This window comes from Malikia spinosa (assembly GCF_002980625.1).
Classification (GTDB): Bacteria; Pseudomonadota; Gammaproteobacteria; order Burkholderiales; family Burkholderiaceae_C; genus Malikia; species Malikia spinosa.
Genome location: NZ_PVLR01000047.1, coordinates 23,035 through 43,674, shown reverse-complemented (window position 1 = coordinate 43,674; position 20,640 = coordinate 23,035). Strand labels below are relative to the sequence as shown.

19 protein-coding genes and 1 pseudogene are annotated in these 20,640 nt (G+C 68.3%); 7 read left to right on the top strand and 13 right to left on the bottom strand.

Going from position 1 to position 20,640, the window contains the following annotated elements; all coding sequences use genetic code 11:
* Positions 1–6: 6 nt before the first annotated feature.
* Positions 7–816 carry an IS3 family transposase gene (locus tag C6P61_RS15080; protein WP_105730754.1) on the bottom strand — a complete coding sequence of 270 codons (810 nt, stop codon included), beginning with the start codon at positions 814–816 and terminating at the stop codon, positions 7–9.
* On the bottom strand, positions 813–1,130 hold the full coding sequence (locus tag C6P61_RS15075; protein ID WP_105730753.1) for a DUF1153 domain-containing protein: 318 nt from the start codon (positions 1,128–1,130) through the stop codon (positions 813–815). The genes C6P61_RS15080 and C6P61_RS15075 overlap by 4 nt, the downstream gene beginning before the upstream one ends.
* 125 nt (positions 1,131–1,255) lie before the next feature.
* Here C6P61_RS15075 and clpB point away from each other — a divergent pair, with 125 nt between their 5' ends.
* Positions 1,256–3,859, top strand: a complete 2,604-nt coding sequence (clpB, locus tag C6P61_RS15070; RefSeq protein ID WP_105730752.1) for an ATP-dependent chaperone ClpB — start codon at positions 1,256–1,258, stop codon at positions 3,857–3,859.
* 536 nt (positions 3,860–4,395) lie between these two features.
* Here the strand turns inward: clpB and C6P61_RS18390 are convergent.
* From C6P61_RS18390 to C6P61_RS15045, 5 genes and pseudogenes are all read right to left on the bottom strand, one after another.
* Positions 4,396–5,160 (bottom strand): annotated as a pseudogene (locus tag C6P61_RS18390) (foldase protein PrsA); the annotation flags it as partial.
* 25 nt (positions 5,161–5,185) lie between these two features.
* Positions 5,186–5,455, bottom strand: coding sequence for a BolA family protein (locus tag C6P61_RS15060; protein ID WP_105730750.1), 270 nt, complete (start codon positions 5,453–5,455; stop codon positions 5,186–5,188).
* The gene (locus C6P61_RS15055) at positions 5,452–5,988 is read right to left on the bottom strand and encodes a septation protein A (protein WP_105730749.1); all 537 of its coding nucleotides are present in this window, start codon (positions 5,986–5,988) and stop codon (positions 5,452–5,454) included. The genes C6P61_RS15060 and C6P61_RS15055 overlap by 4 nt, the downstream gene beginning before the upstream one ends.
* A gap of 8 nt (positions 5,989–5,996) precedes the next feature.
* Complete coding sequence (gene msrB, locus C6P61_RS15050; protein ID WP_105730748.1) at positions 5,997–6,404, bottom strand: peptide-methionine (R)-S-oxide reductase MsrB; 408 nt, start codon at positions 6,402–6,404, stop codon at positions 5,997–5,999.
* Between the two features lie 94 nt (positions 6,405–6,498).
* Positions 6,499–8,040: a protein adenylyltransferase SelO gene (locus C6P61_RS15045; protein WP_105730747.1), complete on the bottom strand. Its 1,542-nt coding sequence runs from the start codon at positions 8,038–8,040 to the stop codon at positions 6,499–6,501.
* 96 nt (positions 8,041–8,136) lie between these two features.
* On the opposite strand from C6P61_RS15045, the gene C6P61_RS15040 reads away from it, so the two are divergent.
* The 5 genes from C6P61_RS15040 to C6P61_RS15020 all read left to right on the top strand — a co-directional run bounded on the left by C6P61_RS15040 (position 8,137) and on the right by C6P61_RS15020 (position 12,411).
* Entirely contained in the window at positions 8,137–9,102 is a 966-nt protein-coding gene (locus C6P61_RS15040) for a branched-chain amino acid ABC transporter permease (RefSeq protein ID WP_105730746.1), read from the top strand.
* Positions 9,102–10,307 (top strand): branched-chain amino acid ABC transporter permease, encoded by a 1,206-nt coding sequence (locus tag C6P61_RS15035; protein WP_105730745.1) that lies wholly within the window; start codon positions 9,102–9,104, stop codon positions 10,305–10,307. Before C6P61_RS15040 ends, C6P61_RS15035 begins: the two co-directional genes overlap by 1 nt.
* Positions 10,304–11,074, top strand: a complete 771-nt coding sequence (locus C6P61_RS15030) for an ABC transporter ATP-binding protein (protein ID WP_105730744.1) — start codon at positions 10,304–10,306, stop codon at positions 11,072–11,074. Before C6P61_RS15035 ends, C6P61_RS15030 begins: the two co-directional genes overlap by 4 nt.
* Positions 11,075–11,130: 56 nt before the next feature.
* Complete coding sequence (locus C6P61_RS15025) at positions 11,131–11,823, top strand: ABC transporter ATP-binding protein (protein WP_105730757.1); 693 nt, start codon at positions 11,131–11,133, stop codon at positions 11,821–11,823.
* Positions 11,824–11,973: 150 nt separating this feature from the next.
* Positions 11,974–12,411, top strand: a complete 438-nt coding sequence (locus C6P61_RS15020; RefSeq protein WP_105730743.1) for a PaaI family thioesterase — start codon at positions 11,974–11,976, stop codon at positions 12,409–12,411.
* Between the two features lie 77 nt (positions 12,412–12,488).
* On the opposite strand, the gene C6P61_RS15015 is transcribed toward C6P61_RS15020, so the two are convergent.
* Together C6P61_RS15015 and C6P61_RS15010 are read right to left on the bottom strand one after the other, a co-directional pair.
* Complete coding sequence (locus tag C6P61_RS15015) at positions 12,489–14,234, bottom strand: PHA/PHB synthase family protein (RefSeq protein ID WP_105730742.1); 1,746 nt, start codon at positions 14,232–14,234, stop codon at positions 12,489–12,491.
* 1 nt (position 14,235) lies between these two features.
* On the bottom strand, positions 14,236–15,333 hold the full coding sequence (locus tag C6P61_RS15010) for an NAD(P)-dependent alcohol dehydrogenase (RefSeq protein WP_105730741.1): 1,098 nt from the start codon (positions 15,331–15,333) through the stop codon (positions 14,236–14,238).
* 199 nt (positions 15,334–15,532) lie between these two features.
* On the opposite strand from C6P61_RS15010, the gene C6P61_RS15005 reads away from it, so the two are divergent.
* Positions 15,533–15,988, top strand: a complete 456-nt coding sequence (locus C6P61_RS15005; protein ID WP_105730740.1) for a glycine zipper family protein — start codon at positions 15,533–15,535, stop codon at positions 15,986–15,988.
* Positions 15,989–16,006: 18 nt separating this feature from the next.
* Here the strand turns inward: C6P61_RS15005 and C6P61_RS15000 are convergent, their stop codons facing one another.
* The 4 genes from C6P61_RS15000 to C6P61_RS14985 form a co-directional block, all read right to left on the bottom strand.
* Positions 16,007–16,306 carry a BON domain-containing protein gene (locus tag C6P61_RS15000; protein WP_105730739.1) on the bottom strand — a complete coding sequence of 100 codons (300 nt, stop codon included), beginning with the start codon at positions 16,304–16,306 and terminating at the stop codon, positions 16,007–16,009.
* 198 nt (positions 16,307–16,504) lie between these two features.
* Positions 16,505–17,251 (bottom strand): nucleotidyltransferase family protein, encoded by a 747-nt coding sequence (locus C6P61_RS14995; protein WP_170067399.1) that lies wholly within the window; start codon positions 17,249–17,251, stop codon positions 16,505–16,507.
* Positions 17,252–17,278: 27 nt separating this feature from the next.
* Positions 17,279–18,349 carry an XdhC family protein gene (locus C6P61_RS14990; protein ID WP_105730737.1) on the bottom strand — a complete coding sequence of 357 codons (1,071 nt, stop codon included), beginning with the start codon at positions 18,347–18,349 and terminating at the stop codon, positions 17,279–17,281.
* Positions 18,350–18,381: 32 nt separating this feature from the next.
* On the bottom strand, positions 18,382–20,637 hold the full coding sequence (locus tag C6P61_RS14985) for a xanthine dehydrogenase family protein molybdopterin-binding subunit (RefSeq protein ID WP_105730736.1): 2,256 nt from the start codon (positions 20,635–20,637) through the stop codon (positions 18,382–18,384).
* Positions 20,638–20,640: the final 3 nt, after the last annotated feature.

The window sequence follows — 20,640 nt, the reverse complement described above, 5'->3', positions numbered from 1 at the left end:
GTTGTGTTAGCCGTTGTTAGCGGGGGTCTTCATGTTCAGCGCCTGGTGAGGGCGCTGATGGTTGTAGAAGCCGATCCAGTCTCCGATGACCCGGCTGGCGTGCTGCAGGGTCTCGAAGCGGTGGCGGTGCGCGCACTGGTCCTTGAGCGTGCGGATGACGCGCTCGACCATGCCGTTCTGTTCCGGGCTGTACGGGGTGATGAATTCCTGCTGCAGCCCGTAGCTTTTGACCAGCGCCGTATAGCTGCGGCTGGTGAATACCAGGCCGTTGTCCGAGCGCAGCAGAAAGGGCTTGTCCACCTTGCCCAGGCAACCGTAGCGGGCGATCAGGGCTTGCTCCAGTGCCGACTCTGCCGTCTTGGATCGTCCACTGCGGCTCAAGTGCCAACCCAGCAGTTCACGCGTGTGACAGTCGATGACCAGTGCCAGGCTGGCCCAGCCATCACGGCCCGTCCAGACCCGGCACAGATCGGTCGCCAAGCGCTCGTTGGGCGCCTTGGCCACCGACGGCAGGGCCTGGATGCGGGGCCGAAAGCCCACCGGACGCTTGCGCACCTGCCAGCCCTTGAGCTGGAAGACGCGTTGCACCGTATTCTTGTTCATTCGCAGTAGGTGCGCCATCGTCCGGTAGCCGAACGAGGGGTGTTCCTCGATCAGGGCCTTGATCGGCGCGACGAAGCACTCCTGTAGCTTGGGCACCGTCTTGCAGGGCCGGTAGTACACGCTGCGCCGGGGCACATCGAACCACCGGCACAGCTTGACCAGGCTGACCTCGGTGCCGTCATCCTTCAATCCCTGCTGGAGGGCCAGAATCATTTCTCGTCCTCGTTGCCCAGCAGGGAGGCCAGCTTTTTTCTGGCGCGCAACTCCAGCATCGCTTCACCGTAGGCTTCCTGCAGCTCACGCACCTGGCGCTCGTACTGCTCCTTGACTTCCAGCGGCTTGCTGCGCAGCGCGTTCTCCATGCCGCGCTTGCCTTCCTCAACCCAGGCATCGACCTCCGACGGAGTCAGGTCGTAGGCCCGGCTGGCCTCGGCCACCGTGGTCTTGCCTTGAATGATGTCCAGAACCAGGGCCGTCTTGCGCTTGGCCGTCCAGCGTTTGATGTCGTCTTCCATCAGGGTGCTCATCTGTCTTTCCTTCAACGATAACACCTGAGCAGTTTTTCACTGGGTCAATACAGGCGCGCGCTTGGCTTGAAATCCTCGCCACCGGCCCCCAAGTCCTGCACAATGATTCATCACGGAGGGCTTTGATGCGAGCTGACAAACTCACCACCAAATTCCAGGAGGCGCTGGGCGAAGCCCAGACCCTGGCACTGGGCCAGGACCACGCCTATATCGAGCCGGCCCATGTGCTGGCGGCCATGCTGGCGCAGCAGGATGGCCCCCGGTCGCTGCTGCAGCGCGCCGGCGTCAACCTGCCGGCGCTGGCCCAGGCGGCTGACGCGGCGATCAAGAAGCTGCCGCAGGTGCAGGGCCAGGAGCAGGTCCAGGTCGGACGCGACATGGTCAGCCTGCTGCAGGCGGCCGAGAAGGACGCGATCAAGCGCGGTGACCAGTTCGTCGCCAGCGAATCCTTCCTGCTGGCGCTGGCCGACAGCAAGACCGATCTGGCTGCCGCCGCGCGCCAGGCCGGCCTGCAGCGCAAGACCCTGGAAGCCGCGATTGTCGCGGTGCGTGGAGGACAGAGCGTGGACAACCCCGAAGCCGAAGGCCAGCGCGAGGCGCTGAAGAAATACACGCTGGATCTGACCGAGCGCGCTAGAGAAGGCAAGCTCGACCCGGTGATCGGGCGCGACGACGAGATCCGGCGTGCTATCCAGGTGCTGCAGCGCCGCAGCAAGAACAATCCGGTGCTGATCGGCGAGCCCGGCGTCGGCAAGACCGCGATCGTCGAGGGCCTGGCCCAGCGCATCGTCAACGGCGAGGTGCCCGATACGCTGCGCGAAAAGCGGGTGCTGGTGCTCGACATGGCGGGCCTGCTGGCCGGCGCCAAGTTCCGCGGCGAGTTCGAGGAGCGCCTCAAGGCCGTGCTGAAGGAAGTCGCGCAGGACGAGGGCCGCATCATCCTGTTCATCGACGAGCTGCACACCATGGTCGGCGCCGGCAAGGCCGAGGGCGCGATGGACGCCGGCAACATGCTCAAGCCCGCCCTGGCACGCGGCGAGCTGCACTGCATCGGCGCGACCACGCTGGACGAATACCGCAAGTACATCGAGAAGGACGCCGCGCTCGAGCGCCGCTTCCAGAAGGTGCTGGTCGACGAGCCCAGCGTCGAGGACACGATCGCGATCCTGCGCGGCTTGCAGGAGCGCTACGAGAAGCACCACAACGTCGACATCACCGACCCGGCCATCGTCGCTGCGGCCGAGCTGAGCCACCGCTACATCACGGACCGCTTCCTGCCCGACAAGGCGATCGACCTGATCGACGAGGCGGCGGCCAAGATCAAGATCGAGCTCGACTCCAAGCCCGAGGTGATGGACAAGCTGGACCGCCGCATGATCCAGCTCAAGATCGAGCGCGAGGCGGTCAAGCGCGAGAAGGACGAGGCCTCGAAGAAGCGGCTGGCGCTGATCGAGGAGGAGCTCGAAAAGCTGCAGCGCGAGTATGACGACCTGGACCAGATCTGGAAGGCCGAGAAGGCCAGCGTCCAGACCTCGGGCGCGGTGCGCGAGGAGGTCGAGCGCGTCAAGCTCGAGATCGAGGACTGGAAGCGCAAGGGCGATTTCAACCGGGTCTCCGAGCTGCAGTACGGCAAGCTGCCCGAGCTGGAAAAGCGCCTGAAGGAGGCCCAGGCCAAGGAGGCTGCCGGCCCCGAAACCGCCAAGCGCCCCAAGTTGCTGCGGACCCAGGTCGGCGCCGAGGAGATCGCCGAGGTGGTGGCGCGCGCCACCGGCATTCCGGTCTCCAAGCTGATGCAGGGCGAGCGCGACAAGCTGCTGGCGATGGAGGACAAGCTGCACGAGCGCGTGGTCGGCCAGCACGAGGCGATCCAGGCCGTGGCCAACGCGATCCGGCGTTCGCGCGCGGGCCTGTCCGATCCGAACCGGCCGCTAGGTTCATTCCTGTTCCTGGGCCCGACCGGCGTCGGAAAAACCGAGCTGTGCAAGGCGCTGGCCGGCTTCCTGTTCGACAGCGAGGACCACCTGATCCGCATCGACATGAGCGAGTTCATGGAGAAGCATTCGGTGTCACGGCTGATCGGCGCGCCGCCCGGCTATGTCGGCTACGACGAGGGCGGCTACCTGACCGAGGCAGTGCGGCGCAAGCCCTACAGCGTGATCCTGCTCGACGAGGTCGAGAAGGCGCACCCGGATGTGTTCAACGTGCTGCTGCAGGTGCTCGACGACGGGCGCCTGACCGACGGCCAGGGCCGTACGGTCGACTTCAAGAACGCGGTGATCGTGATGACGTCCAACATCGGCTCGCAGCTGATCCAGGCCATGGTCGGCCAGGACGCCGAGGACATCAAGGATGCGGTCTGGGGCGAGCTCAAGGCCCATTTCCGGCCCGAGTTCCTGAATCGGATCGACGAGACCGTGGTGTTCCACGGCCTGGACGCCGCGCATATCGCCGCGATCGCCCGCATCCAGCTCCGGGTGCTGACCGAGCGGCTGGCCAAGCTCGACCTGCATCTGCAGGTCAGCGAGGCGGCGCTGGAGGAGCTGGCCAAGGTCGGCTTTGACCCGGTGTTTGGTGCCCGGCCCCTGAAGCGCGCGATCCAGCAGCGGATCGAGAATCCGCTCTCCAGGCTGATCCTGGAAGGCAAGTTCGCGCCCCAGAGCGAGATCCCGGTCGATGTCGACCCGATCACGGCGCCGGGCCAGTTCCAGTTCGGGCGCGTGGTGCACTGAAAGCGCCTTGCCAGCTGGCCCCGCCTTGGCGCGGGCTGGCTGATCCACCAAGCAAAACAGCCCTGATCAGGGCTGTTTTGCATCGGGGGGCGCCAGGCTTACTGCACGCGCGCCTTCTTGATCAGGTTTTCCTGGTATTCCATGACCTTCTGCTGGGCCAGTGCCTGGACGATCTGCGGCTTGATCTGATCGAGCGGGGGCAGTTGCTGGCCCGGGTTGCCAGCGGCGAAGCGGTCGTACTCGGACTTGACGTCGGCGTCGCTGACCTGGGTCTTCTTCTGCTGCTCGGCGAACATCATCGCGGCCATGACCTGCTGCAGCGCGATGGTGGCTTTCTGCTCGTAGCCCTTGCCGGCCTTGATGCCCTGCTGGCCGGCGGCCTGGACGAAGGTCTCGAGGTCGAGCAGGTGCTCGGTGACCTGTGCCTTGACCTGGTCGTCGACCGGACGGCCGCTGCGCTCGAGCTGTGCCAGCATGGCGTCGATGCGGGCCTTGGACAGCGGCTTGCCGTTGATGCTGGCCGGCGCATTGCTGCGCTTGGCGGCCTTGAGCAGCTGTTCGCGGTACTGAGTCAGCTTTTGCTGGCCCAGATGCTGCTGGATCTGGGGCTTGAACTGCTCGATCGGGGGCAGTTGCGCGGTGCGGATGTCATCGACGCGGATGATGTGCCAGCCGAACTGGCTCTTGACCGGCGCGTCGGTGAGCTGGCCCTTGTCGAGCTGTTGCATCGCGGCAGAGAACTCGGGCACGTAGTTGCTCGGGTTGGCCCAGTCGAGGTCGCCGCCGTTGGCGCCGGAGCCCGGGTCCTTGGACTTGTTCTTGGCCAGCTCCTCGAACGAGGCGCCGCCCTTGATCTGCGCGATCAGGGCCTGGGCTTCGGCTTCGGTCTCGACCAGGATATGGCGGGCGCGGAATTCCTTGCCGGTGTTGCTGGCGACGAACTTGTCGTACTCGGCCTTGATCTCGGCCTCGCTGACCGGGTTCTTGCGCTGGAACTGGATGAACAGCTCGTTGACCAGCACCTGCTGCAGCGCGAGTTCGGCCGCCTGCTTGTATTCGGGCTTGGCCTTGATGCCTTGCTGTTCGGCCGCCTGCGCGAAGACCTCGAGCTTGGTCAGGTGGTCCTTGATCTGGCCCAGGGTGGCCTCGTCGACCGGACGGCCGGATTGCTCGATCTGTGCTGCCATGGCCTCGGCGCGCGAGGAGGGGACGGCCTTGCCGTTGACGACGGCCAGGTTTTGCGCCCAGGCGGATGCGCTCAGGATCGTGGCCAGGGCCACGGCGGTCAGGACTTTTTTCATGCTGGTGTGACGAAGGAAGACGGGATCAGCGCTTGATTTCGATCGCGACCGCATGCAGGCCGGCGGCGATGAAAGGCGACAGCGCATCATACACAAGCCGATGGGCCGCGACCCGGCTCAGGCCTTGGAAGCGCGGCGAGGCGATGGCGACGCGAAAATGCGTGCCCCAGCCCAGTCCGTTGGCGCCGGAATGGCCGGCATGGGCGGCGCTCTGGTCCTCGACCTCGAGCGCGCTGGGCTCGAGTTGCGCGCGCAGATGCGCTTCGATGGCGGCGGCGGTCGGTATATGGCTCATGGGCGGTGCTCATCCTTCAGATAGCGGGCGACATACAGGCCCTGGCCGACAATGAACAGAATCGGGAAGGCATAGCCCCAGAGTTTGAAGTCCATCCAGGCCTCGGTCGAGTAATAGGCTGCGACATAGGCGTTGCTGGCGGCCATGAACAGAAAATACAGGATCCAGGCCACGGTCAGGCGGCCCCAGACGGCGCTGGGCAGCCGCAGCTGGCTGCCCAGCAGCAGTTGCAGCACGTTCTTTTGCCAGCCCCAGAGCGCGGCGGCCAGGCCCAGCGCCATGCCGACGTAGAGCACGGTCGGCTTCCACTTGATGAAGCGCTCGTCATGCAGGCCCAGGGTCAGCGCGCCGAACAGCAGCACCAGCGCCAGGGTCGCCTTCTGCATGGTCTGCAGCCGGCGATCAATCGCGTAGATGAGGACGCTTTGCAGCACGGTGGCCGCCATCAGCACCGCCGTGCCGACATAGATGTCGTGCAGCTTGTAGGCGCCGAAGAACAGCAGGATGGGGAAGAAGTCGATCAGGAAACGCATGGCAGCGATTATCGCGACTTGAAGTCCAGCGCCGCCGAATTCATGCAGTAACGCAGTCCGGTCGGCGCCGGGCCGTCCTCGAACACATGGCCCAGGTGGGCGCCGCAGCCGCTGCAGACGGTCTCGACCCGGATCATGCCGTGGGCGTGGTCGACCTTTTCCTCGATCGCGCCGGCCAGCGACTCGTTGAAGCTGGGCCAGCCGCAGCCGGCATCGAACTTGGTCTCGGACTCGAACAGCTGCTGGCCGCAGCAGATGCAGTGGTAGCTGCCGTCGGCCCAGACCTGGTCGTACTTGCCGGTGTGGGGTCGCTCGGTGGCGGCCTGGCGGGTGACGAAATAGGCCATGGGCTCGGCGTCCTTGGCGGCGAGTAGGGCGCGCCATTCGGCGTCGGTCTTTTCTACGGGGTAGGTCATGGGTGGGCTAGGCTGAGGTTGGGACAGGGGCGAGCGTCGTCAAGTCTTGGCGGCGCCCGCAGGCGGGATGTCAGGGATGCAGGCATTCACTGCTTCAGGACGAGCAGCTGATGCTGATGGTAGCGGCCCAGTCGGGTGGAAAATCGGCCAAGTCCTCGCTGCCACGCATTTCATCGTAGGGCCGGGCCAGCGCAGCTTGCAGGCGTTGCAGTGCCGACAGGTTGCCTGCCTTGGCCTGGCGGATCGCGAGCTCGCCCAGGTGGTTGCGCAGCACGACCCTGGGGTTGGCGCGCAGCATGCGCTGGCTCACCCGGTCCAGCTGGCTGGCCGGATCGCAGGCAGGGCCGGCATCGGTCGCCAGGCGCTGCTGCCAGCGCGTCCACCAGCTGTCGAAGCCATCGGGTTGCAGGAACAGGTCACGCACCGGTTGCCAGGCGTGGCCTGGCGGCTGGGCGGTGCTGTATGGGAACGATGGTTTGGTCTGGCCGGCATAGTCCGCGCTGGCGGCCTGTGCCAGGCTCAGGCGGCGCCAGAAGATGGTGTAGTCGGTGCGCTCGCGGCTCAGCAGCTGCAGCAGGTCCTCGGTCAGGGTGTCATCGCCTTCGCGCAGCTCGGCCAGGCCCAGCTTGTCGTTCATGCGCCGCTGCAAGGCAGTCGGGAACAGGGTCTTGTAGGGCTCGAGCGCGTCGAGCGCCTGCTGGGTGTCGTCGAGCAGCGGCAGCAGCGCCTGGCCCAGGCAGAACAGGTTCCAGTAGACGATGTTGGGCTGGCGCGAGTAGGCATAGCGCCCGCTCTGGTCGCTGTGGTTGCAGACATGGCCGGGGTCGAAGCCGTCGAGGAACTGGAACGGGCCGTAGTCCAGCGTCAGCCCCAGGATGCTCATGTTGTCGGTGTTGAGCACGCCGTGGCAGAAGCCCACCGCCTGCCACTGCGCGACCAGCTCGGCGCTGCGCCGGGTCACGGCTGCCAGCAGCGCGGCATAGGGGTTGCCATCGGCCTGCCGGCATTCGGGGTAGAACTGGTCGATGACGAAGTCGGCCAACTGGCGCAACTCCTGATGCCGGCCGCCGTGGCTGAAATGCTCGAAATGGCCGAAGCGGATGAAGCTCGGTGCCAGCCGGGTGACGACGGCGGCGGTCTCGACTGTTTCGCGGCGCACCGGAGCCGGCGAGCCGGTGACGCAGAGCGCGCGCGTGGTCGGGATGCCGAGCGCGTGCATGGCTTCGCTGCAGAGGAATTCGCGGATCGAGCTGCGCAGCACCGCACGGCCGTCGCCGCCGCGCGAGTAGGGCGTACGCCCGGCGCCCTTGAGCTGGACCTCGTGCCGGCCCTGCGGGCCTTCATGCTCGCCCAGCAGCAGTGCGCGGCCGTCGCCGAGCTGGCCGGCCCAGTGGCCGAACTGGTGCCCGCTGTAGACGCTGGCGAGCGGCATCAGGTCGTCCGGCATGTTCGGCACCGGGTTGCCGCTGAGCCGCTGCAGCAGGGCCTCGTCCTGCGGCAGTTCGGGCGCCAGGCCCAGCAGGGCCGCGGCCTCGGCGCTCCAGCCGACCCAGTGCGGGGAAGGCAGCGGCGTGGCGGGCAGGCGGGTGTGGAAGGCATCGCCCAGACCCTCGAATCGGCTGACTTGAAGTTGCATGAGCGCATTGTCGGGCGGCCCGGGAGGCCTTGCGCACCAGATGGTCATGGTAAAAACCCGGCGGGGCTGGCATTGGCTGGCCCGGAATGCCGTCCCGTGGAATCTTTTGTCATTGCCTTGCTCAACGCCATCAGCTACGGCTTGCTGCTGTTCATGCTGAGTTCCGGTCTGACCCTCATCTTCAGCATGATGGGGGTGCTCAACTTCGCCCATGCCAGTTTCTACCTGCTCGGGGCCTATTTCGGCGCGGCGCTGTCGGCGCGGCTCGGCTTCTGGCCGGCGTTGCTGCTGGCGCCGCTGGCGGTCGGTCTGCTTGGCGCCTGGTTCGAGTCGGCCTGCCTGCGCCGCGTGCACCGGCATGGCCATGTGGCCGAGCTGCTGGTGACCTTCGGCCTGTCCTATGTCCTGCTCGAGCTGGTGCAGCTGGTCTGGGGCCGCGCGCCGCTGGACTTCCAGCCGCCCGCGCTGCTGCAGGGGCCGGCCTTCACGCTGGTGCAGGAGCTCGAGCGCGGCGCGCACCTGGTCTGGGGCGCTGCCGGCGCGGCGGTCTGCCGTGCGCCTGGCGTGCTGTGTCACCCGTTTCCGGCCACGCGGGTCTTCATCGTGGCGGTTGCGCTGCTGATCCTGCTCGCGCTGGGCTGGCTGTTGCACCGGACCCGGATCGGCCTGGTGGTGCAGGCGGCGCTGACCCACCCCGAGATGGTCGAGGCGCTCGGCCATGACCTGCCGCGTGTCTTCATGGGCGTGTTCGGCGCTGGCGCGGCGCTGGCCGGCCTGGCTGGCGTGGTCGGCGGCAGCACCTTCGTGACCGAGCCCGGCATGGCCGCGGCGGTCGGGCCGGTGATCTTCGTCGTGGTCGTGGTCGGCGGGCTCGGCTCGCTGACCGGGGCTTTCCTGGCTTCGCTCCTGATCGCGCTGGTCCAGACCTTCGCGGTGGCCTACGACTTCAGGCTGCTGCCCTCGATCGGTCTGGCGCAGGTCGCGCCGATCCTGCCCTATCTGCTGCTGGTGCTGGTGCTGCTGTGGCGCCCCAGCGGCCTGTTCGGTCGCAGGACAGCCTGATGCGCGCGGAAAAATTGGCCTGGGCGCTGGCGGCCCTCGCGCTGCTGGTCGCGCCGCTGCTGTGGCCCGGCAACGCCGCGCTGGCGCTGCTGACGCAAGGGGCGATCGCGGCGATTGCCTGCCTGTCCTACAACCTGCTGTTCGGCCAGGGTGGCATGTTGAGTTTCGGCCATGCGGTCTACACCGGACTGGGCTGCTATGCCGCCATCCACGCGCTGCAGGCGCTCGCGGCGGGCTGGCTGGTGCTGCCGGTCAGCCTGGTGCCGCTGGTCGGTGGCCTGGCCGGGCTGGTGCTGGCGCTGCCGCTGGGCTGGGCCAGCACGCGCCAGTCGGGCACGCCGTTCGCGATGATCACGCTGGGCCTGGGCGAGCTGGTCGCGGCTGCCGCGCTGATGTTCCCGCTGCTGTTCGGCGGCGAGGCGGGCATTTCGGCCAACCGGGTGCTGGGGCCGGCCTGGTTCGGCATCAGCTTCGGGCCGCAGATCGAGGTCTATTACCTCTGCGCGCTCTATGCCCTGGTCTGCGCGGCGCTGCTGCGCGGCTTCCATTTCACGCCGCTCGGGCGCATGCTGAACGCCGTGCGCGACAACGCCGAGCGTGCGGCCTTCGTCGGCTACGACCCGCATGCGGTGCGCTTCCTGGCCTTCCTGGGCGCGGGTTTCTTCGCTGGCATCGCGGGCGGGTTGGCGGCGCTGCATTTCGAGATCGCCAGCGCCGAGGTGCTGGGCGCGCAGCGCTCGGCGTCCTGGCTGCTGTTCACCTTCCTCGGCGGCGCCGGCTATTTTCTCGGGCCTGTGTTGGGTGCGGCGTTGTGGGTCATCAGCAGCGCGCTGCTGTCCGAATGGACGCCAGCCTGGCCGCTTTATTTGGGCCTGCTGTTCCTGTTCATGGTCATGCGCGCACCGCAGGGCCTGGCCGGATTGATTGCCCAGGGCTGGGCCCTGGTCCGGGGGCGTAGTCCCGCGCTCTGGCTGCCGGGCGCGCTGGCGCGAGCGGGCGCCGGTGTGCTGGCCCTGCTGGGCGGCTGCGCCCTGGTCGAGCTGTTGTATCGCCTTGAACTCGAAGCCGTGATCGGCGGCGAGTTCCGCTATTTCGGACTGCGGCTCGACAGTGCGAGTCCGGCCAGCTGGCTCGGTGCTGCGGCGGTGCTGCTGGCGGGCTGGGGTTGGGGCCGCTGGCTGGGCCGTTCCGGGAGGCAGCAATGAGTCGCGACGATACCGTGCTCGCCGTCGAGGGCCTGTCCAAGCGCTTCGGCCGCATCGAGGTGTTGCGCGAGGTGACGCTGTCGATCGCGCGCGGCGAGCGCGTCGCGCTGATCGGCCCCAATGGCGCTGGCAAGTCGACGCTGTTTAACCTGCTCAGCGGGCGCGAGGCCGCCAGTGCCGGCCGGATCTGGCTTGAGGGCCGGCGTATCGACGGCTTGCGCCCGCACCAGATCAGCCGCCTGGGCCTGGCGCGCAGCTTCCAGGTCAGCCACCTGTTCCCGCGCCTGAGCGTGTTCGACAACCTGCGCTGCGCCATGTTCTGGAGCCTGGGGCTGGGCTATAGCTGCTGGCGCCCGCTGTCGCGGCTGCGCGAGCTGAATCGGCGCGCCGAGGCGCTGCTGGCCCGGCTCCAGCTCGAATCCCGGCGCGACTTGGCCGCCGCCAACCTGAGCTATGCCGAACAGCGCGCGCTCGAGATCGGTGTCACGGTCGCGGGCGGGGCGCAAGTGATCCTGCTCGACGAGCCGACCGCCGGCATGAGCCGCAGCGAGACCGCGCGCTGCATCGACCTGATCCGTGACTTGAGTGCCGGCAAGACGCTGCTGATGGTCGAGCACGACATGGGTGTGGTGTTCGGCCTGGCCGACCGGATCGCGGTGCTGGCGCAGGGCGAGCTGATCGCCTTCGGTACGCCGGCCGAGATCCGCGCCGACGCCCGGGTCCAGCAGGCCTATCTCGGGGCCTTGCCCCCGTTGGAGCAGCCATGAGCGACCACCTCACCCCGCATCCAGCATCCGCATCCGCATCTGGCGCGACTGCACCGCTGCTGCAAGTGCGCGGCCTGCAGGCCTGGTATGGCAAGAGCCATGTGCTGCACGGCGTCGATCTTGCAGTCGGCGCCGGCGAGATCGTCGCGCTGCTCGGGCGCAACGGCTCCGGGCGTTCGACCACGGCGCGCGCCATCATGGGTCTGGTCGACTGCCAGGGCGAGATCCACTGGCGCGGCCGCTCGATCCGGGGCCGGCGCACCTTCGAGATCGCGCGCGCCGGCATCGGCTATGTGCCCGAGGACCGGGCGATCTTTCCGCGCCTCACCGTCGAGCAGAATCTGCTGCTTGGGCGCCAGCGCGGCAAGTCCGGCCGCTGGCGGCTGGACGATGTCTACGCCCTGTTTCCGCCGCTCGGCGCGCGGCGCCAGACCGAGGCCGGCCGACTCTCGGGCGGCGAGCAGCAGATGTTGACGCTGTGCCGCACGCTGCTGGGCGAGCCACAGCTGATCCTGGTCGACGAGCCGACCGAGGGTCTGGCGCCGCAGCTGGTCGAGCAGGTCGGCGCCTTCTTGCAGCAGCTGCAGCGCGAGGGCCTGGCGATCCTGCTGGTCGAGCAAAAGCTCGCGATCGCGCTGGCCGTCTCGCAGCGCGCGCTCGTGATGGGGCAGGGCCGGGTGGTCTTCGACGGCACGCCGGCGCAACTGCTGGCCAATCCCGCGGTCCGGCGCGAGTGGCTTGAGGTCTGAGAGGTCCTGGGTCTTGGCGCGGGCCGGATTCTTGTCGGCCTGTTTCGGCCCGACGTCGGCCCTATGTCGGGCTCTGATCGGGCCGTCGCCACCGGGCTTGCGCTATGCTCGGGCGCCATCCAACCCTCAATCAAGTCACCGGAACCTGACATGGAATTCCCCGTTCACATCCCCTTTGTCGAGCTGCTGGGTTTCGAGCTGCTGCGCTGGGAGAACGACGAGGCCGAGATCCGCTTCGATGCCCGCAGCGAGCACCAGAACAGCTTCAGCGTCGTCCATGGCGGCGCGCTGATGACCTTGCTCGATGTCGCGATGGCCCATGCCGCGCGCAGCGGCCACCCCGAGCTTGGCGCGGTCACGATCGAGATGAAGACCAGCTTCATGCAGGCCGCGCGCGGCTCGCTGCTGGCCAAGGCCCGCGTGCTGCACCGCAGCGCGACAATGGCCTTTGTCGAGGCCAGCGTGTTCGATGCCGAGGGCGGGCTTTGCTGCCACGCCAGCGGCACCTTCAAGTGCATCCGGCGCCTGCCGGTCGGCGCCAAGGTCAGCCAGGCGCTCAACGGCGCCGCGCCGGTCCAGACCGACTGAGCCTCCTGCCTGAAGCGGCTGAGCGGCCCAGCCCTGCGCCGTTTCAGCCGCTGCAACCGTTTCAGTCGGCCAGGCGGCTATTTTTCGAGCACGTACTGGCCCGGTGCCGGGCCCAGGGCCGGGAACTGCGCGCTGGCGGCCGGGTAGGCCGGCACCCACTCGCCGGTGCGCGCGTGCAGCCAGGCGGTCCAGTCCTGCCACCAGCTGCCGTCTTGCTTCGGCGACTGCGCGAGCCATTGCTCGCTGGAGTCATTGCGCCTGGGCTCGCCGACCCAGTAGGCCCGTTTCGGTGGGCTGACCGGCGGATTGACGATGCCCATGATATGGCCCGAGGTCGACAGCACGAAGCGCACCGGTGCGGCCAGGTTGACCGACTCGCGGATCTTGTAGCAGGACTGCCAAGGCGCGATATGGTCGTCCTGCGCGCTGACCGCGTAGAGCGGCTGGGTGATGCGGTCGAGGTCGATAGTCTCGCCCGCAAGGGTGAGCGCATCGGGCTGCACCAGCCGGTTCTTCAGGTACATCTCGCGCAGGTAGAAGGCGTGCATCGCGCGCGGCATCCGGGTGGTGTCCATGTTCCAGAACAGCACGTTGAAGGCCGGCAGCGGCTCGCCAAGCAGGTAGCTGTGCACCCAGTAATGCCAGATCAGGCTGTTCGAGCGCAGCAGCCGGAACGACAGCGCCATCGCCTCGCCGTCGAGGTAGCCCTGGCGCGCCATCAGCTGGTCGAGCGTGCGCAGGCTGTCCTCGTCGATGAAGACCCCGATCTCGCCGGGCTCGGCAAAGTCGGTCAGTGTGGTCAGCAAGGTCCAGTGCGCGACGGGCATCTGCTCGGCCGGATAATGCCGGTTGGCCCAGGCCATGTAGGTCGCCGCCAGCGTGCCGCCGATGCAGTAGCCGACCAGATGCACCTGCGGCACGCCGCAGAACTCGCGCACGACGCGCACCGCTTCGCCCAGCCCCTCTTGCAGGTAGTCGTCGAAGCCGAGGTCCTGCAGCTCGGCGCCCGGGTTCTTCCAGCTCGTGATGAAGACGGAAAAGCCCTGCTCGGTCAGATGCCTGACCAGGCTCTTGTGCTCGTTGAGGTCCAGGATGTAGAACTTGTTGATCCAGGGCGTGCAGATCACGAGCGGCAGCGCACGCACCTGCTCGGTAGCCGGCGCGTAGTGGATCAGCTCGAGCAGCCGGTTGCGCCAGATCACCTGGCCCGGCGTGGTGCCGAGGTCACGCCCGACCTGGAACGCGTCCGGTTCGACCATCAGCAGCTTGCCTGCCTTCAGGTCGCGCAGCCAATTGGCCCAGCCCGCCTGCAGGCTCTGGCCGCTGGTTTCGAGCGCGCGCTGGATTGCGCTCGGGTTGGTCCAGAAGAAGTTGCTCGGCGCGATCGCATTGAGCCAGTTGTGGACCCAGAAATGGGCCTGTTGCTGCTCGTGCGGGCTCAGGCCGGGTGCCTGGTAGTTCAGCGTGCGCAACCGGTGGTCCAGGCTCAGGAAGCCTTCCTTCAGGAGGTCGAAGCCGGCCGACTCGAGCCAGATCGGGTCGGCGAAGCGCTCGTCCTCGGTCTTGGGTGCGACCGGATCGTCCGGCTGCACGCCGAGCAGCCGCTGCACGCCATGCTCGTAGAGCGCCAGCGCTTCGCGCCAGGATTCGTTGGCCTGCTGCAGCAAGTCCTGTGGGTGGGTCCACCAGGCCAGCTGCGCGCGCCAAGGTGTGGACAGCATGCCGAAGGGATCGACCGCCTGGCGCAGTGCCGGCCAGGCCTGCTCGGGCGGACTCAGCTCGGTTTCGCCGTCCTGGCGACGGCTTGCTGGGGCACTGGGCATCTCAGTTCGGCTTGATCGCGACTTTCAGCACGCCGTCGCGCTGGTGCGCGAACAGGTCGTAGGCAGCAACGATGTCGTCGAGCTTGTACTGGTGCGTGACCAGCAGGCCCAGGTCGACCCGGTTCGATGCCACCACGTTCATGAGGCGGCGCATGCGTTCCTTGCCGCCCGGGCACAGCGCGGTGTTGATGCGGTGGTCGCCCAGGCCGGCGGCGAAGGCCGACAGCGGGATCGTCAGGTCGCCCGAATAGACGCCCAGGCTCGACAGCGTGCCGCCGGGTTTCAGCACGCGCAGCGCCGACTCGAAGGTGGCCTGGGTACCGAGCGCCTCGATCGAGGAGTCCGCGCCGCGCCCGCCGGTCAGCTTCATGATCTCGTCGACCACGTCGCAGTTCCTGAAGTTCAGCGTGACGTCGGCGCCCATCTGCTGCGCGATGCCGAGCCGGTGGTCGTTGCCATCGACCGCGATGATGGTGGTCGCGCCCAGCAGGCGCGCGCCGGCGGTGGCGCACAGGCCGATCGGGCCCTGGGCGAACACCACCACGGTGTCGCCGATCCGGATGTTGGCGTTTTCCGCGCCCTTGAAGCCGGTCGACATGATGTCGGGGCACATCAGCACCTGCTCGTCGGTCAGGCCGTCGGGGATAGGCGCCAGGTTGGCCTGGGCGTCGGGCACCAGCACATATTCGGCCTGGGTGCCGTCGATCAGGTTGCCAAAGCGCCAGCCGGCCGTCGCCTTGTAGCCGTGGCAGCCGCACAGCCCGCCCGGGATCAGGTAGCTGCCGTCCTGGGACGCCACGCCATCCTGGGCCGCATAGGAGTTGAAGTTGGGGCAGATTGCGCCGGCGATCACGCGTTGACCTTCGGTGTAGCCGGTCACGGCGCTGCCGAGCTTCTCGATCACGCCGACCGGCTCATGGCCGATCGTCAGGCCCTTGGCGACCGGGTATTCGCCCTTGAGGATATGGACGTCGGTGCCGCAGATGGTCGTGGTCGTGATGCGCAGCAGGGCATCGTTGGGTCCCACGTCGGGGATGCGTTTCTCGACCAGCTCGATACGACCGGGTTCGACGAAGACGGCGGCTTTCATGGTGCGCATGGATCAATCCTGTTGGAGTGGGGTGGACTTGCGAGACATCCGGCGAGCGCAGGGACTGCGGCTCTGACCCCGGGTTTAACCCAAAACAGGGGCTTTGTCACGCCGGTCGGCTGCGCTCGACCTCAGGCCTTGATCCGGATCAATCCGGCCTGCCAGCGCGCTTGAATGCCGGCACCGGCGCGGGTATATTGGGACCACCATGCCCGTCATTCGTCTTCGTCCATTGCCCGCCTGGCTGGCTGCCTTGCTGCTGGCGGGCTGCGCCTCGACCGGGCCTGCCAGCCCTTCGGCCCGGCCGGTGCTCTACCCCAATGCCACCTTCAACCGGGTCGGGCCCGACCAGGCCCAGCGCGAGGTGGACCAATGCCTGCACAACGCCCGCAATGCCGGCCTGACGCCGCAGGAGCAGGACAACCCGGCCGGGCGATCGGCACTCCAGGGCGCGGCGGTCGGTGGCGTGGCTGCAGCGGTCGGGGCGCTGGTCTATGGCCAGGGCCCTGAGCGGGCCTTGCGCTCGGGCGCTGCCGGGGCCGCTGTCGGTGGCTCTGCCGGCGCGGTCTCGGGTGCGATGCAGGCAAGGCCCAATGCCACCTACCGGCACTATGTGCAGCGCTGCCTGCAGGAGCGGGGCTTCGACGTCATCGGCTGGAACTGAGATCAGTCAATCAGTCGATCAATACTTGTCGGTGCTGGACCAGGTGCGCACGCCCGTGCTGTGGGCGGTCTTGACGCCTTCGACGCGGCTGACCAAGTAGCGCGCCTGGTTGACATCCTTCGGCTCCTGGGCCCAGCCCTGCAGGGTGGCGACGCCGTTGCCGTCGACCGCGACCGTCATGTCCTTGGCTGTCGCGCCCATCTCCTGCGTCAGGGTCTGCCGGGCCTTGGCAGCGATCTCGGTCTCGCCGGCATGGGCCATCGACAGGCCCAGTGCGGCGAGCGTCAGGGCCAGAGTGGCAGAGTAAGAAGTCTTCATGGTGGATTCCTTTCGAGGGTTTGAACAGGTTCAATACCCCACCGTCCGGGCTGTTGGCCCCTGGGTGGCATCGGGGCGGTTCCTGTGGGTCCGTCCGTTCGATGTCTCGACTATAGAATTGAACGCGAGATAGATAAATAGCGTTTGAAGCAAGTTGTTGTTGCTTTTAAAGCAACAATTCGGCTTCGGATCAGGGTTTCATGGCTGGTCCCAGGGGGCAGGCCAGCGCACCGGTTCTGGCCAGACGGCTTGCTCCAGCGCCGCCAAGTCGGCAGGGGTATCGAGGTCGGTGATATAGGCGCGCTGCTGGCTGATGAAGGGCCCGATCAACCCGGGATGGTCCTTGAGCCAGTCGCGGATGCCGGCGTCTTGCGCCAAGGCATTGATCTGCCCGACCGCCTGCCAGGACAGCAGCACCGGATGGCCGCGCACCCCGGCAACCAGCGGCATCTGGGCCTCGATGCCGGCGGCACGCCGCTGCCAGTGTTCGAGCAGCGCCCGCACGTGGTCGGCCTGCAGCCAGGGCAGGTCGGCCAGCACCAGCAGCAGGTCTGGCGCCTGAGCTTGAGCTTGAGCTTGAGCTTGAGCTGGCGCTGGGGACTGGCCCCGTCCCTGCGCCTGGCCTGGCGCCAGATGGGCCTCAATTGCCAGCCGCTGCGAGTCGATCAGCCCGGTCTCGGGCCGGTCATGCGCCAGCACCTGCAGCCCGCAGCGCTGCGCCAGCGGCAGCAGGGTTTCGGTATAGGGGCCGAGCACGATCCGGATCGGTTCGATGCCGGCTGCGCGCAGGGCATCGACCAGGCGTTCGAGCAGGCTGCGACCGCCGATCTGCAGCGCTGCCTTGGGACGCCCGCCGAGCCGGCGCCCCAGGCCTGCGGCCAGGATGGTGGCGGCGACCGGGGCGGGTGCCTGGGCTGTGGCTGGGGCCGATGTCTGTGTTGGCACGGGTGTCGGCGTGGCTGCCGGCATCTGCTAGAAGGCGCAGCTCGACGCGGTCGTGGCAGTCTGGGTCACAGGGGTCACTGTCGGTGCCCCGGTGCTGTCCTGCTGCGACTTGCCGGCCTGCACCGGGGTCGGCGCCGGCTGCTGCAGCCCGTTCTTGACCGCCACCACCTCGGCCATGATCGAGAGCGCGATCTCGGCCGGCGTCTTGCTGCCGATGTAGAGGCCGGCCGGCCCGTGCAGCGCCTGCAGCGCCGCCTCCGGCAGGTCGAAATGGGTGCGCAAGCGCTCGCGGCGCAGCTCGCTGTTGCGGCGCGAGCCGATCGCGCCGACATAGAAGGCCTCGGACTGCAGCGCCTCGAGCAGCGCCAGGTCGTCGAGCTTGGGGTCGTGCGTCACGGCCACGACGGCGGTGCGCGCGTCGGGCCGCAGCCGCAGGATCAGGTCGTCGGGCATCTCGCGGCTGAGCTGCACGCCGTCGAGCTGCCAGCTCGCGCGCTGTTCCTCGCGCGGGTCGCAGACGATGACCTCGAAGCCCAGCCCGAGCGCCATCTGGCACAAAAAGCGCGACAGGTCGCCGGCACCGATCACGACCAGCCGTGCCTGCGGCCCCAGGCAGCTGCTGAGCTGGTGCGCGTCGAGCTGGGGCAGGCCGTCGCGCCGGCCCGGGCGCAGTTCGACCGCGCCGGTCTGCAGGTCGAGCACGCGTTCGGTGCTGCGGCGTTGCTGGCAGGCCAGCAGCAGTTCGGCCAGCCGGCTGCGCGCCGAGACCGGCTCCAGCACCAGTTCGATCGTGCCGCCGCAGGGCAGGCCGAAGCGGTGCGCCTCGTCGGCCGAGATGCCGTAGCGCAGCAAGCCGGGCCGCTCGCTGGCGCAGACGGCCTCGATGCCGCCAGTCTGGATGCGCTGGATCAGGTCGTCCTCGATGCAGCCGCCCGAGACCGAGCCGACGGTCTCGCCGCGGCAGTTGATGGCCATCAGCGAGCCGGGTGGCCGTGGCGATGAGCCCCAGGTCCGCGCGACCGTGATCAGCACCACGGGCAGGCCCGCAGCCTGCCAGCTCAGCGCGGTGCGCAGGACCTGGGTGTCGAGATCTTCCATCGCTTGAGCGTGCGCTGTGCTGGCCGGCCGCATCAGGCCAGCTTGAACGGCAGCTCGCGCAGCGGCTTGCCGGTCAGTTGCGCCAGTGCGTTGGCGAAGGCGGGCGCCAGCGGTGGCAGGCCGGGCTCTCCCATGCCGGTCGGCGGTTCCGCGCTCGGCACGATGTGGACCGCGATCTCGGGCATGTCGCTGATGCGCGGCAGCACGAAGTCGCTGAAGTTGCTCTGCTCGACCACGCCGTCCTTGAGCGTGATCGCTGCGCCGGGCAGGCACATCGACAGGCCCATCAACGCGGCGCCCTGGACCTGGGCTTCCACGGTGCGCGGATTGACCACCAGGTTGCAGTGCACGCCGGCGGTGGCACGGTGCAGCACCGGTTGGCCGTCCTTGACCGAGGCTTCCACCACATAGGCCACCACCGACTCGAACGATTCGTGCACCGCCACGCCCCAGGCGCGGCCGCTGGCGAGCGTCTTCTTGCCGTAGCCGCTCTGGTCCACCGCCAGCTGCAGCGCGGCGCGGTGGCGCGGGTGCTGCTCGCCGAACAGACGCAGGCGGTAGGCCACCGGGTCCTGCTTGGTGGCGCGGGCGATCTCGTCGATCAGGGTCTCCATCACGAAGGCGGTGTGGGTCGAGCCCACGCTGCGCCACCAGAGCACCGGCACGTTGAGCTTGGGGTGGTGCACCGTCAGGCGCATCGGCAGCGCGTAGGGTTCGCGCATGCCCTCGATCGCGGTGGCGTCGATGCCGTTCTTGGTCATCGCGCCCTCGAAGAAAGTGCCGGCCGTGATCGACTGGCCCACCAGCACATGGTCCCAGGCCAGCACCTGGCCGCGCTCGTCGAAGCCGATGCGCGCGCGGTGCAGGTGCATCGGGCGGTAGTAGCCGCCCTGGATGTCGTCCTCGCGGCTCCAGATCATGCGCAGCGGCGCGTTCAGGCCGGCGCTGCGCGCGGCCTTGGCGATGGCGCAGGCTTCGACCACGTAGTCGCTGCTGGGCACGCCACGGCGGCCGAAGCCGCCGCCGGCCATCTGCACGTTGACCTTGACCTGCTCGGGCTTGAGGCCCAGCACGCGCGCGGCGGCCATGCCGTCGACGCCGGGGAACTGGGTGCCGAGCCAGAGCTCGGCGCCTGCGTCCGACAGCGCCACGGTGCAGTTGAGCGGCTCCATTGGCGCATGGGCCAGGTAGGGGAAGACGAACTCGGCTTCGATCTGGCGCGGCGCGCTGGCCAGCGGGGCCATGTCGGCATCGAACTGGCGCGGGCCGGGCTGGCCGGCCAGCTCGCGGTACTGGGCCAGCTGGCGCACGCTGTCGACCTTCTCGACTGCCGAGCTGTCCCACTGCAGCTGAAGCGCTGCGCGGCCCTGGCGGGCCGGCCAGTAGCCGTCGGCGATCACCGCCACGCCTTCGCCGCCGCGGTCGGTCGGCACGCGCAGCACGGCCTTGACGCCCTTGATCGCGCGCGCCGCGCTGTCATCGAGCGCAGCCAGCCGGGCGCCGAACACCGGCGGATGGGCCACGACCGCGGTCAGCTGGCCGGGGCGCTGGATGTCGATGCCGAAGTCCTGGCGTCCGCTGCTCTTGGCGCGTGCGTCGAGCCGGTTGGTCGGGCGGCCGATCAGGCGGAATTCCTTCGGGTCCTTCAGCTTGACCTGCTGCGGCACCGGCAGGGCCATGGCGGCATCGGCCAGTTCGCCGTAGCCGAGCTGACGCCCGTTGGGGCCGATCACGCGGCCGGACTCGGTGCGCAGGCGGCTGACGTCGACGTTCCAGCGCGCGGCGGCGGCGGCCAGCAGCATGGCGCGGGCGCGGGCGCCGAGTTCGCGGTATTGCAGGAAGCTGTGCTTGATCGAGTTCGAGCCGCCAGTCAGGTGCATGCCAAAGCGCGGGTCGACATAGGCGCCGTCATTGCTGCCGTGGCGGCTGCGCACCCGGCTCCAGTCGGCGTCGAGTTCCTCGGCCAGGATCATCGGCAGCGCGGTCTGCACGCCCTGGCCGAATTCCAGCCGGTTGATGGTCACGGTGACTTCGCCGTTGGGCGCGATCTGCACGAAGGCTGACGGCTGCTCGGTGGGTTTGAGCGCGCTGGCCGACTCGCTGCCTGCAGCGGCCTGGGCCGACGCCAGATGGGGGAAGGCGCCGAGCGCCAGCCCGCCGGCACCGGCGAGCTTGAGAAAGCGCCGGCGCGGCAGCGTGACGGCGGCATCAGCCTGGTTGCGGCCGAGCAGCTGCTGCAGCGCGCGCGGCAGTTCGTGGGGATGGATGGCATCGATCGGGGTCAGCATGGC

What these genes read in the sequence shown, in the direction of transcription:
- C6P61_RS15080 (WP_105730754.1), bottom strand. Translation starts at nt 816, where the DNA reads ATGATTCTGGCCCTCCAGCAGGGATTGAAGGATGACGGCACCGAGGTC.
- msrB (WP_105730748.1), bottom strand. Translation starts at nt 6,404, where the DNA reads ATGACCTACCCCGTAGAAAAGACCGACGCCGAATGGCGCGCCCTACTC.
- C6P61_RS15045 (WP_105730747.1), bottom strand. Translation starts at nt 8,040, where the DNA reads ATGCAACTTCAAGTCAGCCGATTCGAGGGTCTGGGCGATGCCTTCCAC.
- C6P61_RS15035 (WP_105730745.1), top strand. Translation starts at nt 9,102, where the DNA reads ATGCGCGCGGAAAAATTGGCCTGGGCGCTGGCGGCCCTCGCGCTGCTG.
- C6P61_RS15075 (WP_105730753.1), bottom strand. Translation starts at nt 1,130, where the DNA reads ATGAGCACCCTGATGGAAGACGACATCAAACGCTGGACGGCCAAGCGC.
- C6P61_RS15055 (WP_105730749.1), bottom strand. Translation starts at nt 5,988, where the DNA reads ATGCGTTTCCTGATCGACTTCTTCCCCATCCTGCTGTTCTTCGGCGCC.
- C6P61_RS15060 (WP_105730750.1), bottom strand. Translation starts at nt 5,455, where the DNA reads ATGAGCCATATACCGACCGCCGCCGCCATCGAAGCGCATCTGCGCGCG.
- C6P61_RS14990 (WP_105730737.1), bottom strand. Translation starts at nt 18,349, where the DNA reads ATGGAAGATCTCGACACCCAGGTCCTGCGCACCGCGCTGAGCTGGCAG.
- C6P61_RS15005 (WP_105730740.1), top strand. Translation starts at nt 15,533, where the DNA reads ATGCCCGTCATTCGTCTTCGTCCATTGCCCGCCTGGCTGGCTGCCTTG.
- clpB (WP_105730752.1), top strand. Translation starts at nt 1,256, where the DNA reads ATGCGAGCTGACAAACTCACCACCAAATTCCAGGAGGCGCTGGGCGAA.
- C6P61_RS15030 (WP_105730744.1), top strand. Translation starts at nt 10,304, where the DNA reads ATGAGTCGCGACGATACCGTGCTCGCCGTCGAGGGCCTGTCCAAGCGC.
- C6P61_RS15000 (WP_105730739.1), bottom strand. Translation starts at nt 16,306, where the DNA reads ATGAAGACTTCTTACTCTGCCACTCTGGCCCTGACGCTCGCCGCACTG.
- C6P61_RS15020 (WP_105730743.1), top strand. Translation starts at nt 11,974, where the DNA reads ATGGAATTCCCCGTTCACATCCCCTTTGTCGAGCTGCTGGGTTTCGAG.
- C6P61_RS15015 (WP_105730742.1), bottom strand. Translation starts at nt 14,234, where the DNA reads ATGCCCAGTGCCCCAGCAAGCCGTCGCCAGGACGGCGAAACCGAGCTG.
- C6P61_RS15010 (WP_105730741.1), bottom strand. Translation starts at nt 15,333, where the DNA reads ATGCGCACCATGAAAGCCGCCGTCTTCGTCGAACCCGGTCGTATCGAG.
- C6P61_RS14985 (WP_105730736.1), bottom strand. Translation starts at nt 20,637, where the DNA reads ATGCTGACCCCGATCGATGCCATCCATCCCCACGAACTGCCGCGCGCG.